The organism is Stenotrophomonas sp. 57, assembly GCF_030291075.1.
GTDB lineage: Bacteria > Pseudomonadota > Gammaproteobacteria > Xanthomonadales > Xanthomonadaceae > Stenotrophomonas.
Genome location: NZ_CP127407.1, coordinates 3,196,010 through 3,219,557 on the forward strand (window position 1 = coordinate 3,196,010; position 23,548 = coordinate 3,219,557).

The 23,548-nt window shown below is 67.4% G+C and carries 25 protein-coding genes; 8 read left to right on the forward strand and 17 right to left on the reverse strand.

Annotation, left to right across the window (positions count from 1 at the left end; translation table 11 throughout):
- The first annotated feature begins 99 nt into the window (after positions 1-99).
- The 3 genes from QP512_RS14810 (at position 100) to QP512_RS14820 (ending at position 2,273) form a co-directional block, all read left to right on the forward strand.
- Positions 100-1,275 (forward strand): thiolase family protein, encoded by a 1,176-nt coding sequence (locus QP512_RS14810; RefSeq protein ID WP_286069369.1) that lies wholly within the window; start codon positions 100-102, stop codon positions 1,273-1,275.
- A gap of 122 nt (positions 1,276-1,397) precedes the next feature.
- Positions 1,398-1,739: a hypothetical protein gene (locus QP512_RS14815; RefSeq protein WP_005410581.1), complete on the forward strand. Its 342-nt coding sequence runs from the start codon at positions 1,398-1,400 to the stop codon at positions 1,737-1,739.
- A gap of 123 nt (positions 1,740-1,862) precedes the next feature.
- Positions 1,863-2,273 carry a hypothetical protein gene (locus QP512_RS14820; RefSeq protein ID WP_006461120.1) on the forward strand — a complete coding sequence of 137 codons (411 nt, stop codon included), beginning with the start codon at positions 1,863-1,865 and terminating at the stop codon, positions 2,271-2,273.
- A 307-nt stretch (positions 2,274-2,580) separates the two neighbouring features.
- Here QP512_RS14820 and QP512_RS14825 read toward each other — a convergent pair whose 3' ends face one another.
- On the reverse strand, positions 2,581-4,218 hold the full coding sequence (locus QP512_RS14825; RefSeq protein WP_286069372.1) for an acyl-CoA dehydrogenase family protein: 1,638 nt from the start codon (positions 4,216-4,218) through the stop codon (positions 2,581-2,583).
- A 113-nt stretch (positions 4,219-4,331) separates the two neighbouring features.
- On the opposite strand from QP512_RS14825, the gene QP512_RS14830 reads away from it, so the two are divergent.
- The 4 genes from QP512_RS14830 to pdeM are packed head-to-tail and all read left to right on the forward strand — an operon-like array spanning position 4,332 to position 10,021.
- Positions 4,332-5,330, forward strand: coding sequence for a ligase-associated DNA damage response exonuclease (locus tag QP512_RS14830; protein ID WP_286069374.1), 999 nt, complete (start codon positions 4,332-4,334; stop codon positions 5,328-5,330).
- Positions 5,327-6,934: an ATP-dependent DNA ligase gene (locus tag QP512_RS14835; protein ID WP_286069375.1), complete on the forward strand. Its 1,608-nt coding sequence runs from the start codon at positions 5,327-5,329 to the stop codon at positions 6,932-6,934. Before QP512_RS14830 ends, QP512_RS14835 begins: the two co-directional genes overlap by 4 nt.
- On the forward strand, positions 6,931-9,390 hold the full coding sequence (locus QP512_RS14840; RefSeq protein WP_286069376.1) for a ligase-associated DNA damage response DEXH box helicase: 2,460 nt from the start codon (positions 6,931-6,933) through the stop codon (positions 9,388-9,390). Before QP512_RS14835 ends, QP512_RS14840 begins: the two co-directional genes overlap by 4 nt.
- Positions 9,380-10,021: a ligase-associated DNA damage response endonuclease PdeM gene (pdeM, locus tag QP512_RS14845; RefSeq protein WP_286069377.1), complete on the forward strand. Its 642-nt coding sequence runs from the start codon at positions 9,380-9,382 to the stop codon at positions 10,019-10,021. The genes QP512_RS14840 and pdeM overlap by 11 nt, the downstream gene beginning before the upstream one ends.
- 1 nt (position 10,022) lies before the next feature.
- On the opposite strand, the gene QP512_RS14850 is transcribed toward pdeM, so the two are convergent.
- From QP512_RS14850 to rlmD, 9 genes are all read right to left on the reverse strand, one after another.
- Positions 10,023-10,292 (reverse strand): hypothetical protein, encoded by a 270-nt coding sequence (locus tag QP512_RS14850; protein WP_286069379.1) that lies wholly within the window; start codon positions 10,290-10,292, stop codon positions 10,023-10,025.
- A gap of 180 nt (positions 10,293-10,472) precedes the next feature.
- Positions 10,473-11,738: an NAD(P)/FAD-dependent oxidoreductase gene (locus QP512_RS14855; protein WP_286069380.1), complete on the reverse strand. Its 1,266-nt coding sequence runs from the start codon at positions 11,736-11,738 to the stop codon at positions 10,473-10,475.
- Positions 11,739-11,840: 102 nt separating this feature from the next.
- Positions 11,841-12,047 (reverse strand): cold-shock protein, encoded by a 207-nt coding sequence (locus tag QP512_RS14860; protein ID WP_005410590.1) that lies wholly within the window; start codon positions 12,045-12,047, stop codon positions 11,841-11,843.
- An 88-nt stretch (positions 12,048-12,135) separates the two neighbouring features.
- Positions 12,136-12,882, reverse strand: a complete 747-nt coding sequence (locus QP512_RS14865) for an S-methyl-5'-thioinosine phosphorylase (protein WP_286069383.1) — start codon at positions 12,880-12,882, stop codon at positions 12,136-12,138.
- A gap of 81 nt (positions 12,883-12,963) precedes the next feature.
- The gene (locus QP512_RS14870; RefSeq protein WP_005410592.1) at positions 12,964-13,518 is read right to left on the reverse strand and encodes a hypoxanthine-guanine phosphoribosyltransferase; all 555 of its coding nucleotides are present in this window, start codon (positions 13,516-13,518) and stop codon (positions 12,964-12,966) included.
- A complete protein-coding gene (gene nagZ, locus QP512_RS14875) occupies positions 13,518-14,525 on the reverse strand; it encodes a beta-N-acetylhexosaminidase (protein WP_286069386.1) in 1,008 nt (335 codons plus the stop codon). Before nagZ ends, QP512_RS14870 begins: the two co-directional genes overlap by 1 nt.
- A 144-nt stretch (positions 14,526-14,669) precedes the next feature.
- A complete protein-coding gene (locus QP512_RS14880; protein ID WP_286069388.1) occupies positions 14,670-15,365 on the reverse strand; it encodes a DsbA family oxidoreductase in 696 nt (231 codons plus the stop codon).
- A 114-nt stretch (positions 15,366-15,479) separates the two neighbouring features.
- Complete coding sequence (locus tag QP512_RS14885; RefSeq protein ID WP_286072053.1) at positions 15,480-15,965, reverse strand: CYTH domain-containing protein; 486 nt, start codon at positions 15,963-15,965, stop codon at positions 15,480-15,482.
- Positions 15,966-15,998: 33 nt separating this feature from the next.
- Entirely contained in the window at positions 15,999-17,333 is a 1,335-nt protein-coding gene (rlmD, locus tag QP512_RS14890) for a 23S rRNA (uracil(1939)-C(5))-methyltransferase RlmD (protein WP_286069389.1), read from the reverse strand.
- Between the two features lie 127 nt (positions 17,334-17,460).
- On the opposite strand from rlmD, the gene QP512_RS14895 reads away from it, so the two are divergent.
- Positions 17,461-18,189, forward strand: coding sequence for a hybrid sensor histidine kinase/response regulator (locus QP512_RS14895; RefSeq protein ID WP_286069391.1), 729 nt, complete (start codon positions 17,461-17,463; stop codon positions 18,187-18,189).
- 206 nt (positions 18,190-18,395) lie between these two features.
- Here QP512_RS14895 and QP512_RS14900 read toward each other — a convergent pair whose 3' ends face one another.
- The 7 genes from QP512_RS14900 to lepB all read right to left on the reverse strand — a co-directional run bounded on the left by QP512_RS14900 (position 18,396) and on the right by lepB (position 23,497).
- Complete coding sequence (locus QP512_RS14900; protein WP_286069091.1) at positions 18,396-19,256, reverse strand: IS3 family transposase; 861 nt, start codon at positions 19,254-19,256, stop codon at positions 18,396-18,398.
- Positions 19,253-19,546, reverse strand: coding sequence for a transposase (locus tag QP512_RS14905; RefSeq protein ID WP_286069090.1), 294 nt, complete (start codon positions 19,544-19,546; stop codon positions 19,253-19,255). The genes QP512_RS14900 and QP512_RS14905 overlap by 4 nt, the downstream gene beginning before the upstream one ends.
- A gap of 419 nt (positions 19,547-19,965) precedes the next feature.
- A complete protein-coding gene (gene recO / locus QP512_RS14910) occupies positions 19,966-20,685 on the reverse strand; it encodes a DNA repair protein RecO (RefSeq protein WP_286069392.1) in 720 nt (239 codons plus the stop codon).
- A gap of 18 nt (positions 20,686-20,703) precedes the next feature.
- The gene (gene era, locus QP512_RS14915) at positions 20,704-21,600 is read right to left on the reverse strand and encodes a GTPase Era (RefSeq protein ID WP_005410599.1); all 897 of its coding nucleotides are present in this window, start codon (positions 21,598-21,600) and stop codon (positions 20,704-20,706) included.
- Positions 21,597-22,277, reverse strand: a complete 681-nt coding sequence (rnc, locus tag QP512_RS14920) for a ribonuclease III (protein ID WP_286069393.1) — start codon at positions 22,275-22,277, stop codon at positions 21,597-21,599. The genes era and rnc overlap by 4 nt, the downstream gene beginning before the upstream one ends.
- Positions 22,267-22,650 carry a DUF4845 domain-containing protein gene (locus QP512_RS14925; RefSeq protein WP_286069394.1) on the reverse strand — a complete coding sequence of 128 codons (384 nt, stop codon included), beginning with the start codon at positions 22,648-22,650 and terminating at the stop codon, positions 22,267-22,269. The genes rnc and QP512_RS14925 overlap by 11 nt, the downstream gene beginning before the upstream one ends.
- A gap of 52 nt (positions 22,651-22,702) precedes the next feature.
- On the reverse strand, positions 22,703-23,497 hold the full coding sequence (lepB, locus tag QP512_RS14930; protein ID WP_014038087.1) for a signal peptidase I: 795 nt from the start codon (positions 23,495-23,497) through the stop codon (positions 22,703-22,705).
- Between the last annotated feature and the right edge of the window lie 51 nt (positions 23,498-23,548).

Consider the following 23,548-nt stretch of genomic DNA (forward strand, 5'->3'; position numbering starts at 1 on the left):
ACTGGGGCCGACCCCCACGCAGTCTGCCGGGAAACCGGGACGTATCCAACGGCCCCCGGTCTCCTTTCCGAACATTGCTTACGCATCAACGAGATTGCCATGTCCAACATCGTCATCGCCGCCGCCAAGCGCACCGCCATCGGCTCCTTCCTCGGCCAGTTCAACGGCGTGCCCACCCCCACCCTCGGCGCGGCCGCCATCGCCGCCGCCCTGGAACAATCGGGTGTGCCGGCCAGCGACGTTTCCGAAGTCCTGATGGGCTGCGTGCTGCCGGCCAACCTCGGCCAGGCGCCCGCCCGCCAGGCCGCGATCGCCGCCGGCATTCCGCTGTCGACCGGTGCCACCACGCTGAACAAGGTGTGCGGCTCGGGCATGAAGACCATCATGCTCGGGCATGACCTGATCAAGGCCGGTTCGGCCAGGGTCGTGGTCGCCGGCGGCATGGAATCGATGTCCAACGCCCCGCACATGCTGCCCAATTCGCGCACCGGCAACCGCTTCGGCAACTTCCAGGCGGTCGACCACATGGCCCACGATGGCCTGGTCAATGCCTATGACGGCAAGGCCATGGGCGAATTCGCCGAGTGCGCGGTGGACAAGTACAAGTTCAGCCGCGAAGAGCAGGACGCCTACGCCATCGAGTCGGTCAGGCGCGCGCAGGCGGCGCAGGCCAACGGTGCGTTCGCCGACGAGATCGTTGCGGTGAAGGTCGCCACCCGCAAGGGCGAGGTCGAGGTCGCCACCGACGAGCAGCCGGGCCGTTCCGACATCGCCAAGATCCCGACCCTGCGTCCGGCCTTCAAGAAGGACGGCAGCGTGACCGCAGCCAGCTCTTCCAGCATTTCCGACGGCGCCGCCGCGGTGGTCCTGCTGACCGAGGAAGATGCGGCCGCGCGTGGCATCACCCCGCTGGCGCGCATCGTTGGCCATGCCACCCATTCGCAGGAACCGGAATGGTTCACCACCGCCCCGATCGGCGCGCTGCACACGCTGCTGGCCAAGACCGGCTGGTCGCTCGACCAGGTCGACCTGTTCGAAATCAACGAAGCCTTTGCCGTGGTCGCGATGGCACCGATGCGCGAACTGGGCATCCCGCACGACAAGCTCAACGTGAATGGTGGCGCCTGCGCGCTGGGTCATCCGATCGGTGCATCCGGTGCACGGCTGGTGGTGACCCTGGTCAATGCCCTGCGCACGCGCGGTGGCAAGCGCGGCATTGCCACCCTCTGCATCGGCGGCGGCGAAGCAACTGCAATTGCCATCGAGTTGATTTAAAAAGATTTAACGATGATTTCGCAAAAATGAATGCGGGATCGCTTGACACCCAATCTTGGCTTGTCATCATGTTGCCGGCGCGCAGTTGCGCGTTGCCTAATCTAACGACGAGGATTCACACAATGAGCATCAACAAGCTGCTGGTCGCGATGTCCCTGGCTCTGGCCCTGGCCGCCTGCTCGAAGCAGGAAGCTGCCCAGGACGCCGCTGCTTCGGCCAACGAAGCCGCCACCGAAGCCCAGGCTGCTGCCGACCAGGCCGCCGCTGCCGGCGCCCAGACCGCCGACGCTGCCCAGCAGGCCGCTGACACCGCCGCCACCGCTGCTGACGCTGCCACCGACGCCGCTGCCCAGACCGCCGGTGCTGCCACCGACGCTGCTGCCGGCGCCGCTGCTGACGCTGCCAAGGCTGCTGAAGGCACCGCCGAGAAGGCCAAGGACGCTGCTGAAGAAGCCAAGAAGTAATAACTTCTTTCTTCACGCTGTTCTGGAAAAGCCGCTGGTTCGCCAGCGGCTTTTTCTTTGCCCGGTCTTCACAATGGCATGAATAGGCTGGCGTCCCCATCCATTGCAGCACCGGAGACCGCCATGAAGATTCGTCCGATCACCACCACCCTGCTGGCCGCCTCCCTGCTGCTGGCCCTGGCCGCCTGCAAGGGCCCGGAAGCCGAACAGGCCAAGCAGGACGCGCAGCAGGCCGCTGACAGTGCCGGTGCTGCCGCCCGCGATGCCGTCGACAAGGCCGCCGCTGCCACCCGGGAAGCCGCCGACAAGACCGCCGCCGCTTCCGAACAGGCCGCCGCCGATACCCAGCAGGCGCTGGACAAGGCCGCCGACGCCACTGCCAACGCCGCCGACAAGGCCAAGGACGCTGCAACCGACGCCGCCGCACACGCCAGCGACGCCACCGCCAACGCTGCGCAGAAGGTCGCCGACAAGGCACGTGATGTCGCCAATGACGCCAAGGCCAATGCCGCCAAGGAAGAAGCCAAGCACTGAGGTCTCCGCGTTCGCCGGGTATGACCCGGCGCTACCAGCCAGCCGAGCATCGGCTCGGCGCTACAGGAAAAGCCGCGGCACTGCCGCGGCTTTTCGCTTTTCGCTCTCCGCTTTTCCTGTTTACTCCGTGGTGGACGGCACGGAAACCGTCCAAGGCCACGCGGGTGGGTTGCGCAGGGGTGTCCGCGGCGTGGGTGCCGCGGCCAAGCTCCCAGGGACGGGTTCACGGCGCCCCCTGCGCAACCCACTCGCGCGGTCACCGCCGCTATCAGCGCCCATCACGAGGGGCTCCGCCGTCGGCCATTCCCTACGGCAGCGCACGCACCAGCATCGCCGACAGATCCAACCCGGCCGGCAACGTCCCGAATGCCAGCCCATGTTCACCGTCCAGCCGGCTGCGCACGAACGCCTCCGCCATCGGACTGCGCGCATGCAGCAGCAGTGCCGCCTGCAGCAGCAGCGCAGTGCGCTCGCAGAACTGCCGCGCCTGCGCCTCCTCCGGCGGTGGCGCCGCTGCCCAGCGCTGCAATGCCGCTGCATAGCGCGCATCGCGATCGGCCACCGCCGCCAACTCACCGCGCAGCGCCGCCATCGCCTCCGGCTCACGCGCCAGCGCGCGCAGAACGTCCAGGCACTGGATGTTGCCGCTGCCCTCCCAGATCGAATTCAATGGCGCCTGGCGGTACAGCCGCGGCAGCATCGACTCCTCCACATAGCCTGCGCCACCCAGGCATTCCTGCGCTTCGTTGACGAACGCCGGCGCGCGCTTGCACAGCCAGTACTTGCCCAGTGCCGTCCCCAATCGTGCCAACGCGGCTTCGTTGGCATCCATGCCGGCACGGTCCACCGCACGCGCGATGCGCATGGCCAGCACCGTGGCCGCTTCCGACTCCAGCGCCAGATCAGCCAGTACGTTGGCCATCAGCGCATGCTCCACCAGCAGCTTGCCGAACGTGCGCCGGTGGCGCGCATGGTGCAACGCCTGCGCCAGCGCCATGCGCATCTCCGCCGCCGCACCGAGCATGCAGTCCAGGCGGGTCATCATCACCATGCCGATGATGGTGGCCACGCCGCGTCCCTCCTCGCCCACGCGCCAGGCCTGCGCGCCACAGAACTCGACCTCGCTGGACGCATTGGCCCAATCGCCCAGCTTGTCCTTCAGCCGCATCAGCCGGAACGCATTGCGGTCGCCATCGGCCAGCCGGCGCGGCATCAGCAGGCAGGTCAGTCCGCCGGGTGCCTGCGCCAGCACCAGGAAGCCATCGCACATCGGCGCGGAAAAGAACCACTTGTGGCCCACCAGGCGATAGCGCTCGCCATCGATCGGTTCGGCGCGCGTGCTGTTGGCGCGCACGTCCGAACCGCCCTGCTTCTCGGTCATGCCCATGCCCAGGGTGATGCCGGTCTTGTCGGTTGCCGGCACATCGCGTGGGTCGTAGACCGGCGCGGCCGCCTTGCGCGCCCATTCGGCCAGGTGCGGCTGCGACTGCAGCACCGCCACTGCCGCATGGGTCATGGTCAAGGGGCAACTGGTGCCGGCTTCGGCCTGGTGATGCAGATAGCTCAGTGCCGCACGCGCCACGTGCGCGCCAGGCTGCGGCTCGTGCCAGGACAATCCCGCCACGCCATGCTGCTTCGCGGCGCCCATCAGCTGGTGGTACGCAGGGTGGAACTCCACCGTGTCGATGCGATGGCCCTGCGCATCGTGCGTGCGCAGCCGCGGGCGATCACGGTTGGCGTCGAAGCCGAGCCGGTACAACTCGTCGCCGGCCAGGGCCCCGTACACGGCCAGGCGTGGCGCAAAGGCTCCGGCCCCCTCGCGCTGCACCGCCTCCATCAACGCCACGTCGTCGGTCCACAGCTGGCGGCCCGCGAACGGTGGCGGCTGGTTCAGCACCACGTGGGTTTCAAACGGCGCGCTGCTGCTGAAGCTGGGTCCACTCATCCGGTCCATCCTGGCGGCAAGAGGTATGCGGTCCGATTGTGCCGCATGCCCCGCCAAGCCCGTGTTCAGGCCGGTTCTCACCCCGTGCACGAGGCGCACGCCACAGTGGCCGCATGGCAGGCAATGATGATCTGGTGGTGCTGCGCCCGGAAGGGCTGTACTGCGCAGCTGGCGATTTCCATATCGATCCGTGGCGCCCTGTTCCGCGCGCGGTCATCACCCATGGCCACGGCGACCACGCGCGCCCGGGCATGGGCGAGTACCACTGCAGCGAAGGCAGCCTGCCCATCCTGCGCTGGCGGCTGGGCGATGTGCCGGTGCAGGTGCATGCCGAGGGCGTGCCCTTCCGGCTGGGACAGGTGCAGGTATCGCTGCATCCTGCCGGTCATGTGCTCGGCTCGTCGCAGGTGCGCATCGACGATGGCGGACAGGTCTGGGTGGCATCCGGCGACTACAAGCGCCAACCGGACCCGACCTGCACACCCTTCGAAGTGGTGCCCTGCGACACGTTCATCACCGAAGCGACGTTCGCCCTGCCGATCTACCGCTGGCCGGACACGCCTGCGGTGGCTGCGGAAATCGTGGCGTGGCGCCGCGAATGCGAGCAACGTGGCGAAGCGGCGATCCTGCTGTGCTATGCACTCGGCAAGGCGCAGCGGGTGCTGGGCGAGCTGTTGCCACTGGACGACCGCCCAGCCTGGCTGCATGGCGCCATCGCCAACGGCGTGGCGGTGTACCGGCAGGCCAGCATTCCGATGCTGGAAACGCTCACCGTTGCCGAGCAGGGGCGCCAACCCGATGCCGCAGGCCAGCTGATCCTCGCCCCTCCTTCGGCGGCCGGCACGCCCTGGATGCGCCGCTTCGGCCGCCATCAGCTCGGCTTCGCCTCGGGCTGGATGCAGCTGCGCGGCAATCGGCGGCGACGCAACGTCGACCGTGGCTTCGTCATTTCCGATCACGCTGATTGGCCCGCGCTGCTGCAGACCATTGAGCAGACCGGCGCACGGCGGGTCATCGCCACCCATGGCAATACCGATGCGTTGATCCCGTTCCTGCGCGAGCGCGGCGTGGCGGCTGAAGCCTTCCGCACCGATTTCGGGAGCGAGGAATGAAGAGCTTCGCCGCGCTCTACCAGCGTCTGGACCGCAGCACCGCCACGCTGGACAAGCGTGCGGCGCTGGTCGACTACTTCCGCCAGGCGCGCGCGCATGACGCGGCCTGGGCGCTGTACCTGCTCAGCGGCGGCAAGGTGGGCGGCGCACGCCGGAAGATCGCCGCCAGCGGCGAACTGCGCGCGTGGGTGAGCGAGGAATCGGGCCTGCCGCCATGGCTGGTGGAGGACAGCTATGCGCAGGTGGGCGACCTGGCCGAAACGTTGACCCTGCTGCTGGATGATCCGGCGCAGGTTGCCCCCGACCGCCCGCTGGCCGACTGGATCGAACAGCACCTGCTGGCCGTCGCCAACCGGCCCGAGGAGGAACGCCGGGCCGCCGTGCTCGCGGGGTGGCGACAATTGCCGGCCAGCGAACGCCTGGTGTTCAACAAGCTGCTGACAGGCGCCCTGCGGGTGGGTGTCTCGCAACGCCTGGTACAGCAGGCACTGGCCGAATGGTCCGGCCTGGACATCGCACGCATTGCCCAGCGCATGCTCGGCGAGTGGGTGCCCTCGCCGGGCGTGCTGTCCCAGCTGTTGTCGCCGGGCGAGCTGCCATCGGACCGGCAGCAGCCCTACCCGTTCTTCCTCGCCTCGCCGCTCGAAGGCGATCCGGCCGAGCGCCTCGGGCCCATCGACGACTGGCTGCTGGAGTGGAAATGGGACGGCATCCGCCTGCAGCTGCTGCGCCGCCGTGGCGAGGTGGCGCTGTGGTCGCGCGGCGAGGAACGACTGGATGGCCGCTTTCCCGAGATCGAGCACGCAGCGCTGGCGCTGCCGGAGGGCTGCGTGCTGGACGGTGAGCTGCTGGCGTGGGACGAAGCAGGCAACCTGCCGCGCGCGTTCACTGCACTGCAGACCCGCATCCAGCGCCGCAAGCCGGGCGCGGCGACGTTGCGCAATACGCCGGTGCGCGTACTGGCGTACGATCTGCTGGAACGCAACAGCGAGGATCTGCGCGGGCTGCCGCTTCAGCAACGGCGTGCACAGTTGGCCGAGGTCATCGGTGCGCTGGATGATGCGCGGATCCAGCTTTCGCCCGACGTCGCAGCAGACGACTGGCCGCAGGCCGCCGCGATGCGCGATGTTGCACGCGAACGCGGCGTGGAGGGGTTGATGCTGAAACGGCGCACGTCCTCCTACCAGAGCGGACGCCGCCGCGGCGACTGGTGGAAATGGAAGGTCGATCCGCTCACCCTCGATGCGGTGCTGCTGTACGCCCAGGCCGGCCATGGGCGGCGCAGCACGCTGTACACCGACTACACCTTCGGGGTCTGGGACGGCGACACGCTGGTGCCGGTCGCCAAGGCCTACTCGGGCCTGGATGACAAGGATATCCTCGCGCTCGACCGCTGGATCCGCGCCAATACCCGCGAGCGCTTCGGCCCGGTGCGCAGCGTGCGTGCCGAGCAGGTGTTTGAGCTGGGCTTCGAGGCGGTCAACCGCAGCTCACGGCACAAGTCGGGCATCGCCGTGCGCTTTCCACGCATCCTGCGCTGGCGCCACGACAAGCCGGCCAGCGAAGCCGACCAGCTCGCCGCCCTGCAGGCCCTGGCGCGATGACGCGCAGCCAGGCGCTGCGCCGGCTGGAAGACTGGTTCGCCGGTCGCGGCTGGCGTTCGCTGCCGTTCCAGCGCGCGATGTGGCGTCACTATCTCGCTGGCGAATCCGGCTTGCTGCATACGCCTACGGGCAGCGGCAAGACACTGGCGATGTTCGGTGGGCCGCTGCTGCAGGCGATGATCGATCCGCCACCGCCACTCCGCCGCGCCAGTGCAGTGCGGCCACTGCAGGTGCTGTGGGTGACGCCGCTGCGCGCACTGGCCAGCGACACCGCGCGCGCGCTGCAGACGGTGGTCGATGGACTGGGGCTGGGCTGGCGGGTCGGCCTGCGCAGCGGCGATGCCAGCAGCCGCGAGCGACGACAGGCACGCGAGGGCCGCGTCGACGTGCTGGTGACCACGCCGGAATCGCTGGCGCTGCTGCTGAGCTATCCCGATACGCTGCCCCGCATGCGCCAGCTCCGCTGTGTAGTGGTGGACGAATGGCACGAACTGCTGGGCAACAAGCGTGGGGTGCTGCTGCAGTTGAACCTGGCCGTGCTGCGCGAAGCCGCCCCTTCGTTGCAGCTGTGGGGCCTGTCGGCCACGCTGGGCAATCTGCCCCAGGCCCGCGACGTGCTGCTGCCTGACCAGCCGGATGCACCGATCGTGCAGGGCGTTCGCCCGCGCGCGATCAGCGTGCGCAGCCTGCTGCCGGAACCCGGCGAACGTTTTCCGTGGGCCGGGCACCTGGGGCTGGCACAGCTGTCGCGCGTGCTGGATGCGCTGATGCAGGCGCGCAGCAGCCTGCTGTTCACCAATACCCGGGCGCAGGCCGAACTGTGGCACCAGGCATTGGCGGCGGTCTGGCCGGAAGCCCCCGATACGCTGGCACTGCATCACGGCTCGCTGGACCCGGCACTGCGCCAACAGGTGGAGGACGGCCTGCGCGCGGGCACGCTGCGTTGCGTCGTCGCCACGTCCAGCCTCGACCTGGGCGTCGACTTCCCGGAGGTCGACCAGGTGCTGCAGCTGGGTAGCCCGAAGGGCGTTGCCCGGCTGCGCCAGCGTGCCGGGCGTGCACGCCACCGCCCCGGCGCCCGCGGCGCCATCCTGTGCATCCCCAGCCATGCGCTGGAGCTGGCCGAGTACGCCGCCGTGCGCCGTGCACTGGCCGAAGGCGTGGTCGAAGCACGCAGGCCGCCGACGCTGTCGCTGGATGTGCTGGCCCAACATGCGGTCAGCCGCGCACTGGCCGGCGGCTTCGACGGTGACGCGCTGCTGGCGCAGGTGCGGCGTACGCATGCCTTCGCGTCGCTCGGCGATGCCTCATGGCAGGCCGTGCTGACGTTCATCGTGCAAGGCGGCCAGGCCCTGGCCCAGTACCCCGATTTCCACAAAGTCGTGCGTGACGCCGATGGCTGCTACCGCATGCACGATCGTCGGCAGGCGCTGCGGCACCGGTTGTCGATCGGAACCATCAGCAGCGATGGCAGCGTGCGCGTGCAGTTCCTGCGTGGAGGCGGCCTGGGCGCAGTGGAAGAACAGTTCGCCAGCCGCCTGCGTCGCGGCGACCGCTTCCAGTTCGCAGGGCGCCTGCTGGAACTGGTGCAGCTGCGCGACATGACTGCGTTCGTGCGGCTGGCACGCGGGCGCGGTGACGGTGTGGTGCCGCGCTGGCAAGGGGGCCAGCTGCCGTTGTCGATGGCGCTCGGCCGCGAACTGGAAGCGGTACTGTCCGGTCGCGATGACAGCGCGGAATCACGCTGGCTGGCGCCCCTGCTGGCACTGCAGGCACGCCTGTCCGCACGCCCCGGTGCGGATCATCTGCTGCTGGAAGACGTGAGGCGCCGCGACGGCCAGTTCCTGTTCGTCTATCCCTTTGCCGGCCGCCACTTGCACGAAGCGTTGGCGGCACTGTTGGCGCTGCGCTGCACCCGCCAGCAACGCAACAGCATCGGCTATGCGGTGAACGATCACGGCCTGGTGCTGGCACCGGCGCAGACCATCGATCTGGATGCGGCGCAGTGGCGCGCGTTGTTCAGCAACGACCAGTTGCTGGATGATCTGCGCGCGGCGGTGAACCTGGGCGAGCTGGCGCGACGCCAGTTCCGTGGCATCGCGCGCGTGGCGGGCCTGCTGGTACCCAGCCTGCCCGGAGGCATGCCACGGTCACTGCGCCAGCTGCAGGCGTCCGCAGGCCTGCTGTACGACGTGCTGCGCGAACACGATCCGGATCACCTGCTGCTGGCGCTGGCGGAACGTGAAGTGCTGTACGACAGCCTCGACCTGCCGGGCCTGCAGCAGGTACTGGAGCGCATCGGCACGCAACGGTTGTCGGTGCAGCGCCCTTCCTCACTCACGCCACTGGGCTTTCCACTGTGGGCCGAACGCCTGCGCGGCCAGTTCAGCAACGAAGACTGGCGTACACGCGTACAACGCGCGGCGCAGCAGCTGGAGCGCCGCCATGGCCGATGAACTGCCGCTGCGGCTTGCCGGAGAGTCCGTGGTTCTGCTGGGCGCGCGTGCGCTGTACTGGCCCGCGCGGCAGGCACTGCTGATCGCAGACCTGCACCTTGGCAAGGCCGATGTATTCCGACGTGCCGGCATCGCGCTGCCCAGCGGCGGCACCGGCGAAGACCTGCAACGCCTGCAGCGGCTTCTGGACCTGCATGCCTGCCGCGAACTGTGGATCCTGGGCGACATCCTGCATGGACCGGCGCATCGCGCCGCGTGGTACCAGCAGTGGCTGGGATGGCGCGAACGCAACGCATCGCTGGACGTACACGTCATTCGCGGCAACCACGACCGGCAGCTGCCGCATGCACAGCTGCAGGTTCAGATCCACGATGACGTACAGCTGCCACCGTTCCTGCTTCGCCATGAGCCGGCGCCCGATGCAGCGTTGCACGTGATCGCAGGACATCTGCATCCGCAGATCGCTCTGGCGCCCTTGCGAAGGCGCTTCCCCGCATTCTGGTTGCGTGACCGGACGACGATCCTGCCGGCGTTCTCCGCATTCACTGCCGGAATCGTGCCTGTGCCCGCTCGCGGCGAACAGATGGTCGCCTGCGTGGAAAGCGGCTTGGTGGAACTGCCGGTCGCCTGACTCAGGCCGGGCGGATGTCCAGCTGCGGCATCAGCTGGAAATCGGGCGTGTCATCCTCGCGCCGGCGCGGCAGGGACTGGACCGTCGCCAGCATCTCCTGCGCGCAGGTGCGGATGCGTGCGTGGTGTTCCGGTGACGCATGGCTGATCAGGCTGCCAACGTGGAACTCGAACACGTCTTCCAGTACGTCGGGCTGGTCCTCGTGCAGCATCTGCAGCAGGCCGCGCAGCTTGCAGATTTCCGATTCCAGCTCCTGGACCGCGAACAACATGGCATCCTCCTCTTCAACATCAGGCGGCACGTCCGGGCCGCAACAGGCCGCAACGGCAGCGCAGCCCGGGCCACGCGCGATGTTGATCACGGAAAGGAAAACGGGCGACGCGCGATCGCGTGCAACCTACTTCTCGCACACCTGCGGTGAGGCAACCGTTAATTCACGTGACGGCATGCTTCACGCACTGGCGGTGATCGCGCTGATGCGAGGCGTCGCCACCATCGCCATTGCGTCGACAAAGGCCGGTTGCAATGCGAGCGCACCGAACCAGCCATGCTGCGTGCCACTGAGCACACGCAGCATGTGGCCACGGCCTCCGGGCAGGCGCCCCATCGGGCCCAGCAGCACATCGCGCGCCTTCGCCCAAGCGTCGCGGTCGGACTGGAACAGCGGCGTCAACCAACGGCTCCAGCGCTGGTAGACCGCAACGTGTGCCCTGCGTTGCGCCTGATACGCCTGCAACGCTTCGGCACCACCGCCATGCGTGCGAACGGCATCGCGCAATGCCAACGCATCGAGCAGTGCCATGTTCACGCCCTGCCCCAGTTGCGGGCTCATCGCGTGCGCGGCATCGCCTGCCAGCACCATGCGGCCCTGGTGCCAACGCGTCATCACTGCATCGCGATAGACCGCGCGCGCCAGCTGGCCGGCATCGCGCAAGTGGGTGAAGCGCGCGCTGGCCTGCGGCCACAGTGCATGCAGCTCGTCCAGCCAAGGCGTCATGCCATCGGCCTGCCAGCGCTCGAAATCAGCACGTGGCAGGCTCCAGAAGAAGCTCAGGCGCGGCGTGTCATCGCCCGGGCGCGTACCAACCGGCAGCAGGCCAATCATCTTGCGCGCGGCCACGTAGCGCTGCCGCAGCTCCTGCACGTGCGGCCAGTCTTCGGCCGGCAACAGGCACCACAGCGCTCCCCACGGATACACGCGATCCAGCCCGGCACCACCGGCGATCGTGCCGCGCAGCGTAGAAGCCGCGCCATCGGCGGCCACCACCAGATCGAACGGGCCGTGCATGCGGCCTTCACTGTCGCGCAGGCGGCCCTGCCCAGCGTCCACCGCCGTGATGGTGACGCCCGCATGCAGATGGCCTGCGCCCGCGCGCGCCTGATCCAGCAGCGAGAACAATGCGCCCCGCTGCATGCCCAGGCCATGCAGGCGCGCATCCAGGCCGTCGTAGCGCATGTCCATCACCGCGCGCTCGCACGGCGTGTCGCCATACAGGCGGTGCACCGGCGCGGCATACGCGCGCACCGCATCCAGCAGGCCCATCTGCCACAGCACCTGCAGGCCGCTGGGCTGCAGCAGGAAGCCGGCGCCCACCGGCCCCGGCGTGGGCACGCGTTCGAAGATCTCCACCTCGTGGCCATCACGGGTGAGCAGGATGGACACTGCCTGTCCAGCGGTGCCGTAGCCGATCACGGCGATGCGCAGTCGTTCCGTCATGACTGCATTGTGCCCGAGGCGGGTGGATCGTGAACGGGCCGCGGGCATGCCGCGCAAAAAAAACCCCGCCGGAGCGGGGTTTTCAACGCACTGTCGAGTGGATCACTCGGCCGGCGTGATGTTCGAAGCCTGGGCGCCCTTCGGGCCCTGGGTCACGTCATAGGTGACACGCTGGCCTTCCTGCAGGCTGCGGAAGCCCTTGGAGTTGATGGCGGAGAAGTGCGCGAACACGTCGGCGCTGCCATCCTCCGGCGAGATGAAGCCAAATCCCTTGGCGTCGTTGAACCACTTGACGGTACCGTTCGGCATGGTGATGCGAGACCTTATGCAATGAATGGGTGGTGTACGCTGAACCCGCGCACAAGCTGAGTATGCAAAGCTTGCTCGGGGAAGACAATCACCCCCGTGCCAATTCGCCCACCAGTTCCGGAAGTCCGTTGCTGGCCGCCTGCACGTTGGCCAGCACTTCGGCCATCGTAATCTCCTCGCCATCACCGCAGCCCGCCGCCCAGTTGGCAATGATCGCCAGGCAGGCGTAATCCAGGCCCAGCTCCCGTGCCAGCGCCGCTTCGGGCATGCCGGTCATGCCCACCAGGTCGCAGCCGTCACGACGCATGCGGGCGATTTCAGCGATGGTTTCCAGGCGCGGGCCCTGCGTTGCGCCGTAGCAGCCACCGTCACGGACCGTGACACCGGTCACTTTGGCCGCTGCCAGGATTTTGCTGCGCAGCATGGGCGTGTAGGGGTGGCCGAAATCGACGTGGACCACGTCGGTGCCTTCTTCTTCACAGATGGTGCTGATGCGGCCCCAGGTGTAGTCGATGATCTGGTCCGGGCAGGCCAGCACGCGCGGACCAAAGTGTTCGGTGATGCCGCCGACCGTGTTCAGTGCCAGCACGCGCTGCGCGCCCAGCTGCTGCAGCGCGGCCAGGTTGGCGCGGTAGTTGATCTTGTGCGGCGGCAGCGAGTGGCCTTCACCATGGCGCGCCAGGAAGGCGACGCGATGACCCAGCAGCGTGCCCACGCGCACCGGGCCGGACGGGCGGCCAAAGCGCGTATCGACCTCGTGGGTCTGCACGTCGTCGAGCTTGGCCAGGTTGTAGACACCGGTACCGCCGATCACGGCCAGGGCAATTTCTTGCATTCGAAGCACTCCATGAAAAGACGAACGCCGGCACCCGAGGATGCCGGCGGTGGAAAGGACGCGCCGCGGGCGGCTGCGCCGTTATTCCTTCATTGCGTAGATGGCCGGCACACAGCGCAGGGTTTCATTGACGTCCATGCCGAAGCCGAACACGTAGCGGTCCGGCAGTTCGATGCCGGCATAGTCGGCGGTCACGTCCGGCAGCGCGCGGTCGTGCTTCTTCACCGTCATCGCGGCGATGCGCACGTCGGTCGCGCCCTGCTCCAGGCACCAGGTGCGCACGCCCTGCAGGGTGTAGCCCTCGTCGAGGATGTCATCGACCAGCAGCACGCGGCGGCCGAACAGCGAAGTGGCCGGCTTGTGCTTCCAGACCAGGTCGCCGCCGGTGGTTTCGCCACGGTAGCGGGTGGCGTGCAGGTAATCGAACTGCACGTCCTGGCCGCGTGCGCCCAGTTCCAGCGCCAGCTGGCCGGCAAAGGGCAACGCACCGTGCATGATCGACAGGAACAGCGGCACCTCGCCCTTGTAATCGCGCGCGATGGCGTCGGCGATACCGGCGATGGCCTTGTCGATGGTGGGACGGTCGACCAGCAGGTCAGCCTGGGCCAGGGCCTGGGAAATGGTGAGGTTGGGCATCAGACGGTTCTTCCAAGGGTTTCAAGCAGACGGGATTGAGTGTCGCCATGGCGGACATCGGCCAGCAGGCCGTCCCAGCCAAGCGCGCCGCGGCCGAGAAGGCCCAGCAGCGCAGCGGTATTGAGTGAGCGCCCCTGCACCGCGTGCAGGGCTTCATCGACCAGCTCCGGGTGGCAGACCAGCACCACGTCGCAGCCGGCGTCCAGATGGGCGTGCACGCGCGCGGAAACACCGCCGGCGCGGTGCGAGGCGGCCATGCCGATGTCGTCAGAGAACACCACGCCACGGAAGCCGAGTTCGCCACGCAGGATGTCCTGGATCCAGCGCGGCGAATAGCCCGCCGGTTCCGGCGCTACCTGGGGGTAGATCACGTGCGCCATCATCACTGCATCGGCACCGGCGGCGATGCCGGCCTGGAACGGCACCAGGTCCTGCGCACGCAGTTCGTCCAGCGCGCGCGGGTCGATCGCGGTATCGACGTGGGTGTCTTCGAGCACGGTGCCGTGGCCGGGGAAATGCTTGAGCGTGGCGGCCATGCCGACCGCGTGCATGCCGCGCACATAGGCGGCGGTGAACGCGGCCACCACCTGCGGGTCTTCACTGAAGGCACGGTTGCCGATGGCGCGGTTGCCGCGGCCGAGATCGACCACCGGGGCGAAGCTCAGGTCCAGGCCGCTGGCGCGCACCTCGCTGGCCATCAGCCAGGCGTGCTGTTCGGCCAGTGCCAAGGCCTGCTGCGGGTCGGTGGCGTACAGCGCACCGATGTCCTGCAGCGGCGGCAGATCGCTGTAACCCTCGCGGAAACGCTGCACGCGGCCGCCTTCCTGGTCCACGCAGATCAGCTGCGGGCGCGGCGCGGCGGCGCGGATGGCCGAACTCAGATCGGTCACCTGCTGGCGCGAGGCGAAGTTGCGCTTGAACAGCACCACTCCGGCCACGGCATCGTGCTGCAGCCAGTCACGTTCCTGGGCGGTCAGTTCGGTGCCGGCAACGCCGATCAGCAGCATGGTCGATCTCCACAACGCGCGCCCGCATGGCGCAGTGCCGCATTGTCGCAGAACCGGCCGACAGGCGCAGTGGTCAAGGCACAAGGAACGCGTGGGGTCTGACCCCGGGGTCGGATCCCCGCAGGGGCCCTGCCCCCGCCCGGCTCAGACCTTGCAGCCGTCCGGGCCGCAGGCCTCGTCGCCGTCAGCCGAAGCTGCCGGGGCCCCCTGCTCGGCGGCGATCTGGCGCAGCGCATTGGCGAACGCCTCCGGCGGCTGCGCGCCGGAAATGGCCCACTTCCCATCGATGACGAAGGTCGGCACCGAGGAAATGCCCAGCGCATGGGCCTGTGCCAGCTTGGCGTCGACCTCGGCCAGGCCGCGATCGGAGGCCAGCATCTGCGCGATCTCACCCGCATCGAGACCGCCAGCGACGCCGGCCTTGATCAGCACCGCCGGGTCAGCCAGGTTCTGGCCCTGCTCGAAGTGGGCGCGGAACAGCGCCTCGCTCACCGCGTCCTGCACGTCGTGCTGCCCGGCCAGCCACAGCACCCGGTGCGCCGGCAGCGTGGTCACCCGCACCTGGCCCTGGTTGAAATCCATCGGCAGGCCCTCGGCCCGCGCGGTGGTCTGGGTCTGGCTGAGGATCTGCTCGGTACGTTCGGTGCCGCCGAACTTGCGCACATAAGCCTCGCGCAGCGGTACCGGGGTGGCGTCCGCGTCCGGATCCAGCTGGAACGGCTGCCAATGGACGTCGAGTTCAGGCGCATCGGCGCCCAGCAACTGCACGCCCTGCTGGAAACGATGCTTGCCGATCCAGCACCAGGGGCAGACCACGTCAGAGTAGATGTCGATTCTCATCCCAGCCACATGGGGCCCGCTCCCGCCGAATAAAGGGGACGGAGGGGATTAAGTCGCTTTCCACACAGGCGGGGTAAAGACGAGCTAATCCCCTCCGTCCCCCTTCTCAGGGTTTCACCACTGTGAATAGGGGTGGCTGGCGAGCGCGACGTTGTAGTAGCGGGCGTCGTCGGTCACTTCCGCGCCCACCCAGTCCGGCAGGTCGATGATCTGGTCAGCGCTGTCCAGCTCGACCTCGGCTACCACCAGACCGGCGTTGTCGCCAAGGAATTCATCCACTTCCCAGGTCAGGCCGGCGTGTTCGACCAGATGACGGCGCTTGTCGATCAGGCCGCCGACACACAGCGCCAGCAATGCGCGCGCATCGTCCACCGGGATCGGGTAGTCGAACTCCTGGCGGGTGTGGCCGATGGTGCGCGACTTCAGGTTCAGCGCAGCGTGATCGCCTTCGATGCGCACCCGCACCGAGGCGTTCTGGGTGCCGCGGTCGAGCGCACCCATGTCGTTGATGTAGCCCTGCGCCATCGGGATCACCCGGTGCGCGGCGGTGCGCCAGCCGTCACTGCTGACCAGGAATTTGCGTTCGATTTCGATGCCCATCGCGCCATTATGCGCGATGGGCATGACAGCCTGTCAGCGCTTCTCGAACACCGCGATGCTTTCCACATGTGCGGTGTGCGGGAACATGTCCATGGCGCCGGCACTGACCAGGGTGAAGCCCTGCTCGTTGACCAGATAGCCGGCATCGCGCGCCAGCGAGCCCGGATGGCAGCTGACATAGACGATGCGCTTGAACTGCTTCAGCGGCAGCTGCTGCAGCACTTCGATCGCGCCCGAACGCGGCGGGTCCAGCAGCAGCTTGTCGAAGCCTTGGCGCATCCACGGGGTGCTGCGCTGGTCCTGGGTCAGGTCGGCACTGAAGAACTGCGCGTTGGCCAGGCCATTGCGCTCGGCGTTCTCACGCGCACGCGCGACCAGGCCGGCGTCGCCTTCCACGCCGACCACTTCGCGCACGCGGCGCGCCAGCGGCAGGGTGAAGTTGCCCAGGCCGCAGAACAGGTCCAGCACGCGCTCGTCCTCACCCGGTTCCAGCAGGTCCAGGGCGTGGGCGATCATCTTCTCGTTGAGCTTGGCATTGACCTGGATGAAGTCCAGCGGGCGGAATGCCAGTTCCACGTCCCACGGCGCCAGACGGAACGACAGCGGCACGCCCTGCCCGTCCAGCGGCTGCACGGTGTCCACGCCGCCAGACTGCAGGTAGATCACGAAACCATGCTGCTGGCCGAAGGTGGCCCAGGCCGCACGGTCGGCATCGCTGAGCGGCTGCAGGTGGCGCACGGTCAGCACCACGGCCTGGTCGCCAGCGATGAACTCGATCTGCGGGATGTCACGCTTGCCATCGAGCGATTCGATGAAGGTGGACAGCGCCTCGACCTTGGTGCCGATCTCGGGGATCACGGTCAGGCACTGGCTGAGGTCGGCGACGAAGCGCGGATCCTGTTCACGGAAGCCCACCAGGGTCTTGTCCTTCTTTTCGACCCGGCGCACCGAGAAGCGGCCCTTGCGGCGGTAGCCCCAGCTCTCGCCCACCAGCGGCGGCAGCACGGCGCCCGGCTTCACATGGCCGATGCGTTCCAGGTTGTCCATCAGCACGCGCTGCTTGGCGACGATCTGCTGGTCTTCGTCCAGATGCTGCAGCACGCAGCCGGCGCAGGTGCCGAAGTGCGGGCACTTCGGGGCCACGCGCTGCGGCGAGGCCTGCAGCACCTCGATGGTGCGCGCCTCGTCGAAATGGCGGCTGCGGGCGGTCTGTTCCGCCATGACCACCTCGCCCGGCAGGGCGCCGCTGACGAAGGTGACCTTGCCGCCCTCGCCTTCACGGCGGGCGACGCCGCGACCATCATGGCTGAGGTCGAGGATCTCGGTCTGGAACGGGGTACGGTCGATGCGGGAGCGGGATCGGGCCACGTGGCGACTGGCTGCGGGCAAAAAAGGGGGCGTATTGTCGCAGATCCTGACCGGCAGGGTCCGGACCCGCTTGCGCCCGCCGCCGCCGTGCTTGATGATTGCACCAGCTGACATGGAGGCAGCCCTGATGCAGATGACCCCGCGGGCCAGCCGGCCCCGCTTCCTGCTTGTCGAGGACGACATCATCAGCCGCGGTTTTTTCAAAGCGGCGTTGGAAACGTTACCGGCTGACGTGGACACCGCAGATTCCCTGGCCAGTGCCCTGGCCAGCGCCGAGCCCGGCGCGCATGACCTGTGGCTGATCGACGTCAACCTGCCGGACGGCAATGGCGCGCAACTGTTGCGCGAGCTGCGCCGTTCGCATCCCGATACCCCGGCGTTGGCGCATACCGCCGACGGCGACACCTCCATTCATGCCCGCCTGCGCGAAGCCGGCTTCAGCGACACGCTGGTCAAGCCGCTGGGCCGTGACCAGCTGCTGAAGGCGGTGCGGCGCGCGCTGGTGAACAGCCCGGCGGGGATCTTCGTTGCCCAGGCACCGGCAGCGGTCGAGCTGCAGGTGCAGGATTGGGACGAGACCGCGGCACTGGCCGCGCTCAATGGCCAGCGCAACCACCTGATCGCCCTGCGCGAGCTGTTCCTGGCCGAGTTGCCGGGGGTACGCGACGCGGTCGAGCAGGCGGTGGACCAGCACGACGAGCGCCAGCTGCGCAGCCAGCTGCACCGGTTGCAGGCCAGTTGTGGTTTTGTCGGGGCGGCACGGCTGGGACGCGCGGTGCGGCAGCTGCATCATGCGCCGGAGTCCGGGCAGGCCCAGGACGGGTTCCGCGCCGCGGTGGCAGCGCTCCTGCACTGAGGGGTGTTCGGCAGGGCTGCGCCCTGCACCCGCAGAGGCTTCAAGCCAAGGCAACGGCAACAGCAACAGCAAAAGCTGGCATTCCGTGGGTTGGCGGGGCGGTATCGGAGTGCGGGGACGCCGTAAACCCGTCCATGGGGGCTTGGCAGCCGCATCCATGCGGCTGACTGATCTGGCCCCCTGAAAACGGACGCCATGAAGCCGTTTCATGCGACAGCCGGGAGCTGCCGGGCGTAGTTGTTAGGCGAGCGATAGCCCAGCGCCGAGTGTAGCCGGGCTGGATTATAGAAGCCGTGGATGTAAGCAGCGATGGATTGGCTGGCTTGTTCCCTACTGGCGTAAGGCTCGGCAGCCTCTTCTGTCTTGAGCGTCGCAAAGAAGCTCTCGGCCACCGCGTTGTCCCAGCAATTGCCAGGCCGGCTCATGCTTTGGACCACGTCATGGGACTGCAGCAGCTGGCGAAACTGGTTCCCCCAGTACTGCCCACCACGATCTGAATGGAAGATCAGGCCGGGTCGTTGTGGATGCAGAGCCCAAGCATTGGCAAATGCTTTCACCACCAGCTCTTCAGTCAGGCGCTTGGAAACGCTGTAGCCCAGCACCTGCCGGGTCTGGACGCTGATGACCACGGCCAGATGCAGCCATCCCTGACGGGTGGGGACATACGTGATATCCCCGACCCACGCCGTCGGTCCGGTTCCGGGGGCAAATTGCCGATCCAGCAGGTTGGGGGCGAGCTGAGATGAGCCGCCGGAGGACTTGGGTCGAGATCGGCCTTTGGTCTTGCCCTGGATTCGCTCCTGGGCCATTAGCCGTGCCACGCGCTTGTGGCCGACCGGGTGATTCCTGGCTCGTAAGGCCTCGACCAGCCGACGTCGCCCATAACTGCGCTTGCTGGTCACATGAATGGCCCGAAGCTCGGTACGGAGGGCCGAATCGACATCGCACGTTTGGGCACACTGCCGGCGCAGGTAGTCATGGAATCCAGAGATAGAAACTCCAAGAACCCGACACAACAACCTAGTCGGGTAGTGAGTCCTTTGACTGGCGACGAAGGCGTACCTCACTTGGACTCTCTGGCAAAGAACGCCGCCGCTTTTTTTAGGATTTCCCGCTCCATCTTCAGATTGGCGTTCTCGGCCCGAAGGCGGCTGATCTCGCTTTCCAGATCGGTGGCCGGCCTGCGAGCCTCAGAGGTCAACGACCGGCCAGCACGGACCGCGTCAAGCCAATTTGCCAGCGTCTTGACCGACATCTCTAGCTGACGGGCCGCTGCGGCAGGCCCGAGCGACTCGGCCAACTCCACGGCTTGGTGCTTGAACTCATCGGTGTAGCTACGACGGGTGAGACGGGACATAAGGGACCTCCAAGTGCGATCAAAGTATCGCTTCTTGGCGTCCGCTGACGGGGGGCCAGATCAGACACCCCGCACTCCGATACCGCCCCGCCTTCGACAGGTTCACTCGGCTGTTGGTAGGTGTCGACCTTGGTCGACACATCCGTCAGATATCGAAATTCAAACTGGGGTCAGATCCGTTTTCCGAAGGAAAACGGATCTGACCCTGTCGGCATGTCCAACAGCTCGCAAGAATCTGTCGAAGGCGGGGTGGGTCCGGTTGCGGGAGTGTCCGCGGCATGGATGCCGCGGCCAAGCCCCAGGGACGGGTTTACGGCGTCTCCCGCAACCCGACCCACCCCGCCTACCCACGGATAGCCAGCTTTTGCTGTTGCTTCGACTTCGGCAGGTGCAGGGCTGCAAGCCCTGCCCAACACCCCCTACCGTCGGGGAGCCAGCTGCTCCAGCAGTTCCCAGGACTTCAGGCCCTTGGCCCCCAGATGATGGGCCAGCACCCGCCGCATCGGCAGGCGCAGGCTGGCCAGGTCGGCTGCCTGGGGCTCCTCGTCGGCCGCCAACGCCAGCAATGCCGAGCCGGTGGCGGCGGCGCGGCGCTCGCCGCCGCGCTCGCTGAGCAGTCGTTGCGGCCCTTCCTGCGGGTCCAGTTCGTAACGTGCCGCCGGGTCGATCGGCTGGCCATCACTGGCACTGTCCAGCTCGAAGCCCAGGCCCAGTGCGGCCAGCAGTTCACGCTCGAAGCGCCGCAGGGTCCAGGCCAGGCCGGCGCCCACCGCCAACCGCGCGCGCGCTTCGCCGTAGGCCAGGTACAACTCAGGCAGGGGGTCCTGGCGCGGGGCCAGGCGCAGGGTCAGCTCACTCAGGTAGAAGCCGGCCAGCATCGCCTGGCCGACCAGCCGCGGTGCGGCATCCAGCGCCTCGGCGCCACGCAGCTGGGCCAGTTCACCGCGCTGCTGGGCACTGAAACGGATCCACTGCAGCGGCTGCAGGGCGGCGCGCAGCACCTGGCCCTTGGCCGTGGATACGCCACGCGCGAGCAGGCCGATACGGCCGTGCTGCGCGCTCAGCACTTCGACCAGCAGGCTGGTCTCGCGGTAGGCCCGTGCATGCAGCACGAAGCCGGTGTCGTCCTCGATCATCATCGAAGCGACTGCAATGGCTTACTCGTAACCGAAGGCCTTCAGTGCGGCCTCGTCGTCGGACCAGCCTTCACGCACGCGCACCCAGGTCTCCAGGAACACCTTGGCACCGAACAGACGTTCCATCTGCAAGCGGGACTTGGCGCCGATCTCCTTCAGGCGGGCGCCGCCCTTGCCGATCACGATGGCCTTCTGGCCTTCGCGCTCGACCCAGATCACCGCACCGATGCGCAGCAGGTTGCCATCCTCGGTGAAACGCTCGATCTCCACGGTGGTGGCATAGGGCAGTTCTTCGCCCAGCTGGCGCATCAGCTGCTCGCGCACCAGTTCGCCGGCCAGGAAACGCTGGCTGCGATCGGTGATCTCGTCCTCGCCGAACATCGGCGGGGCTTCCGGCAGCAGCTTCAGCACGTCGCGCACCAGTGCTTCCAGGCCGTTGCGCTTCTGCGCGGAAATCGGGTGCACGGCGGCGAAATCGCGGCCCTCGGTCACCTGCTGCAGGAACGGCAGCAGTGCGCCCTTTTCCTTCAGGCGATCGATCTTGTTGACCACCAGCACCACGGGGATGCCGGCATCGCGCAGCACGTTGAAGGCGAGGCTGTCCTCTTCGTCCCAGCGGCCGGCTTCGATCACCAGCAGGCCGGCATCGACGCCTTCCAGCGAGCCGCGCGCGGCGCGGTTCATCACCCGGTTCATCGCCCGCTTCTGCACCTTGTGCAGGCCGGGGGTGTCGACCAGCACCAGCTGGCCTTCCGGGTAGGTGGCGATGCCCAGCAGGCGATGACGCGTGGTCTGCGGGCGGTTGGAAACGATGCTGACCTTGGCGCCGACCAGGGCATTGGTCAGGGTCGACTTGCCCACGTTCGGGCGGCCGATGACGGCCACGCTGCCGCAATGATGGGGAGTTTGTTCGCTCACTTGGAATCCAGTTGTTCTAGGACGGCCGCAGCCGCCTGTTGTTCGGCAAGCCGCCGCGAGGCGCCTTCGCCCTCGGTGCTGGCGGCCGGGTCGGCTACGTTGCAGCGTACCCGGAAGTGCTTGGCGTGGTCGTCACCGGATTCTGACACCAGTTCATACTGCGGCAACGCCTTCTGTCGGGCCTGCAGCCATTCCTGCAGACGGGTCTTGGGGTCCTTCTCGGGGCGGCCGGAGGCCGGCAGTGCCTCGATCGAAGCACTGAACCAGGGCAGTACCACCGCCCGGCAGGCCTCGAAGCCGGCATCCAGGTAGATCGCGGCCACCACGGCTTCAACCGCATCGGCCAGGATCGAGTCGCGGCGATGGCCGCCCGACTTCATTTCGCCCGGGCCCAGGGTCAGCCGCTCGCCCAGCTGCAGGGTGCGCGCGATCACCGCCAACGCGCCTTCACGCACCAGCTCGGCACGGGCACGGGTCATCGCCCCTTCGTCGGCCTTGGGCCAGCGTCGGTACAGCGCCTCGGCCGCCATCATGTTGACGATGCTGTCGCCCAGGAACTCCAGGCGTTCGTTGTGTGGCGCGCCGGCACTGCGATGGGTCAGCGCCTGCTTGAGCAGGGCTTCATCGCGGAAGGGATGACCGATCAGGTCGCCACGTTGGAAAGGTTTATTCGGCACCGCTTCGGGTCAGGTCCTGGGATGAATCGAATTTGCCAACCACATCGAGGTTGCCGATCAGCGGGCGGCGCACTTCGTAGTTGACCTTGAGGGTCCAGCCATTGTCGCGACGGTCGAACTTCACGTTGGCTGGCTTCACATTGTCCGAGTAGTTGATGTACAGACGCTTGAAGAACAGGTCCTGGATCCGCGACGGCTCCATGCTGCCCACGCCCGGCTCATTGGCCAGGCTCTTCATCGCCGAGCGCACGGCGTAGTACTCCTGGTACATCGGGAACAGCTTCATGCCGATGTAGAGGAAGAAACCGACCACGATCAGGACCGTCAGGAACGAGGTCAGGGTCATGCCACGCTGCGTGTTCATCGTCTTCATTGCGTTCTCCCCAGATACGCGTTGGATGTGAAGGTACTCGGTTGATGCCCGGTCAGTTGATGCTCGAGCCGATCCGCGACGGCTCGAAGCCATCCTTGCAGAACCAGCCCTGGCAGTTCAGCCAGATCAGGAAGGCCTTGCCGCGCAGGTTCTCTTCGGGCAGCAGGCCCCAGAAACGGCCGTCGTCGCTGTTGTCGCGATTGTCGCCCATCACCAGGTACTTGCCGGCCGGAACGGTCCACTGGCCCTGGCCACGCGGGTAGTCGGTCTCCAGCACGGTGTGGGTGCGGCCCGGCAGGTGCTCGACCAGCAGGTTGGCGCCCTCGCCCTGGCCCTTGTGGCCGGCGTAGATGCCCTTGTTGTCGTACTTCAGCGGCTCGCCGTTGAGGATCACGCCGTCGCCTTCGAAGACCACGGTGTCACCCGGCACGCCGATCACGCGCTTGATGAAGTTCTCGCCCTTGGCCGGGTCGTTGTCGCTGTGGCCGGGGAAGTGGAACACCACCACGTCACCACGCGAGGGCTCGCCGAACGGCACGATCTTGGTGTTGCTGATCGGCAGGCGCAGGCCGTAGGAGAACTTGTTGACCAGGATGAAATCGCCGATCAGCAGGTTCGGCATCATCGAGCTGGACGGGATCTTGTACGGTTCTGCAATGAAGCTGCGCACGATCAGCACGATCGCCAGCACCGGGAAGAACGCACGCGAATAGTCCACCAGCACCGGCTCGGAATCGAGCAGGCCCGCGCGCTGGGCGCGGCGCTTGGCGAGGTACAGCTTGTCCGCGAGCAGGATCAGGCCCGAGGCCAGGGTCAGCACGACCAGGAGGATCTCAAACAGTTTCATTCAGGGTCCTTTGCAACGTCACCGGACGACCGGCCCCGCAGGGCCGGTGCG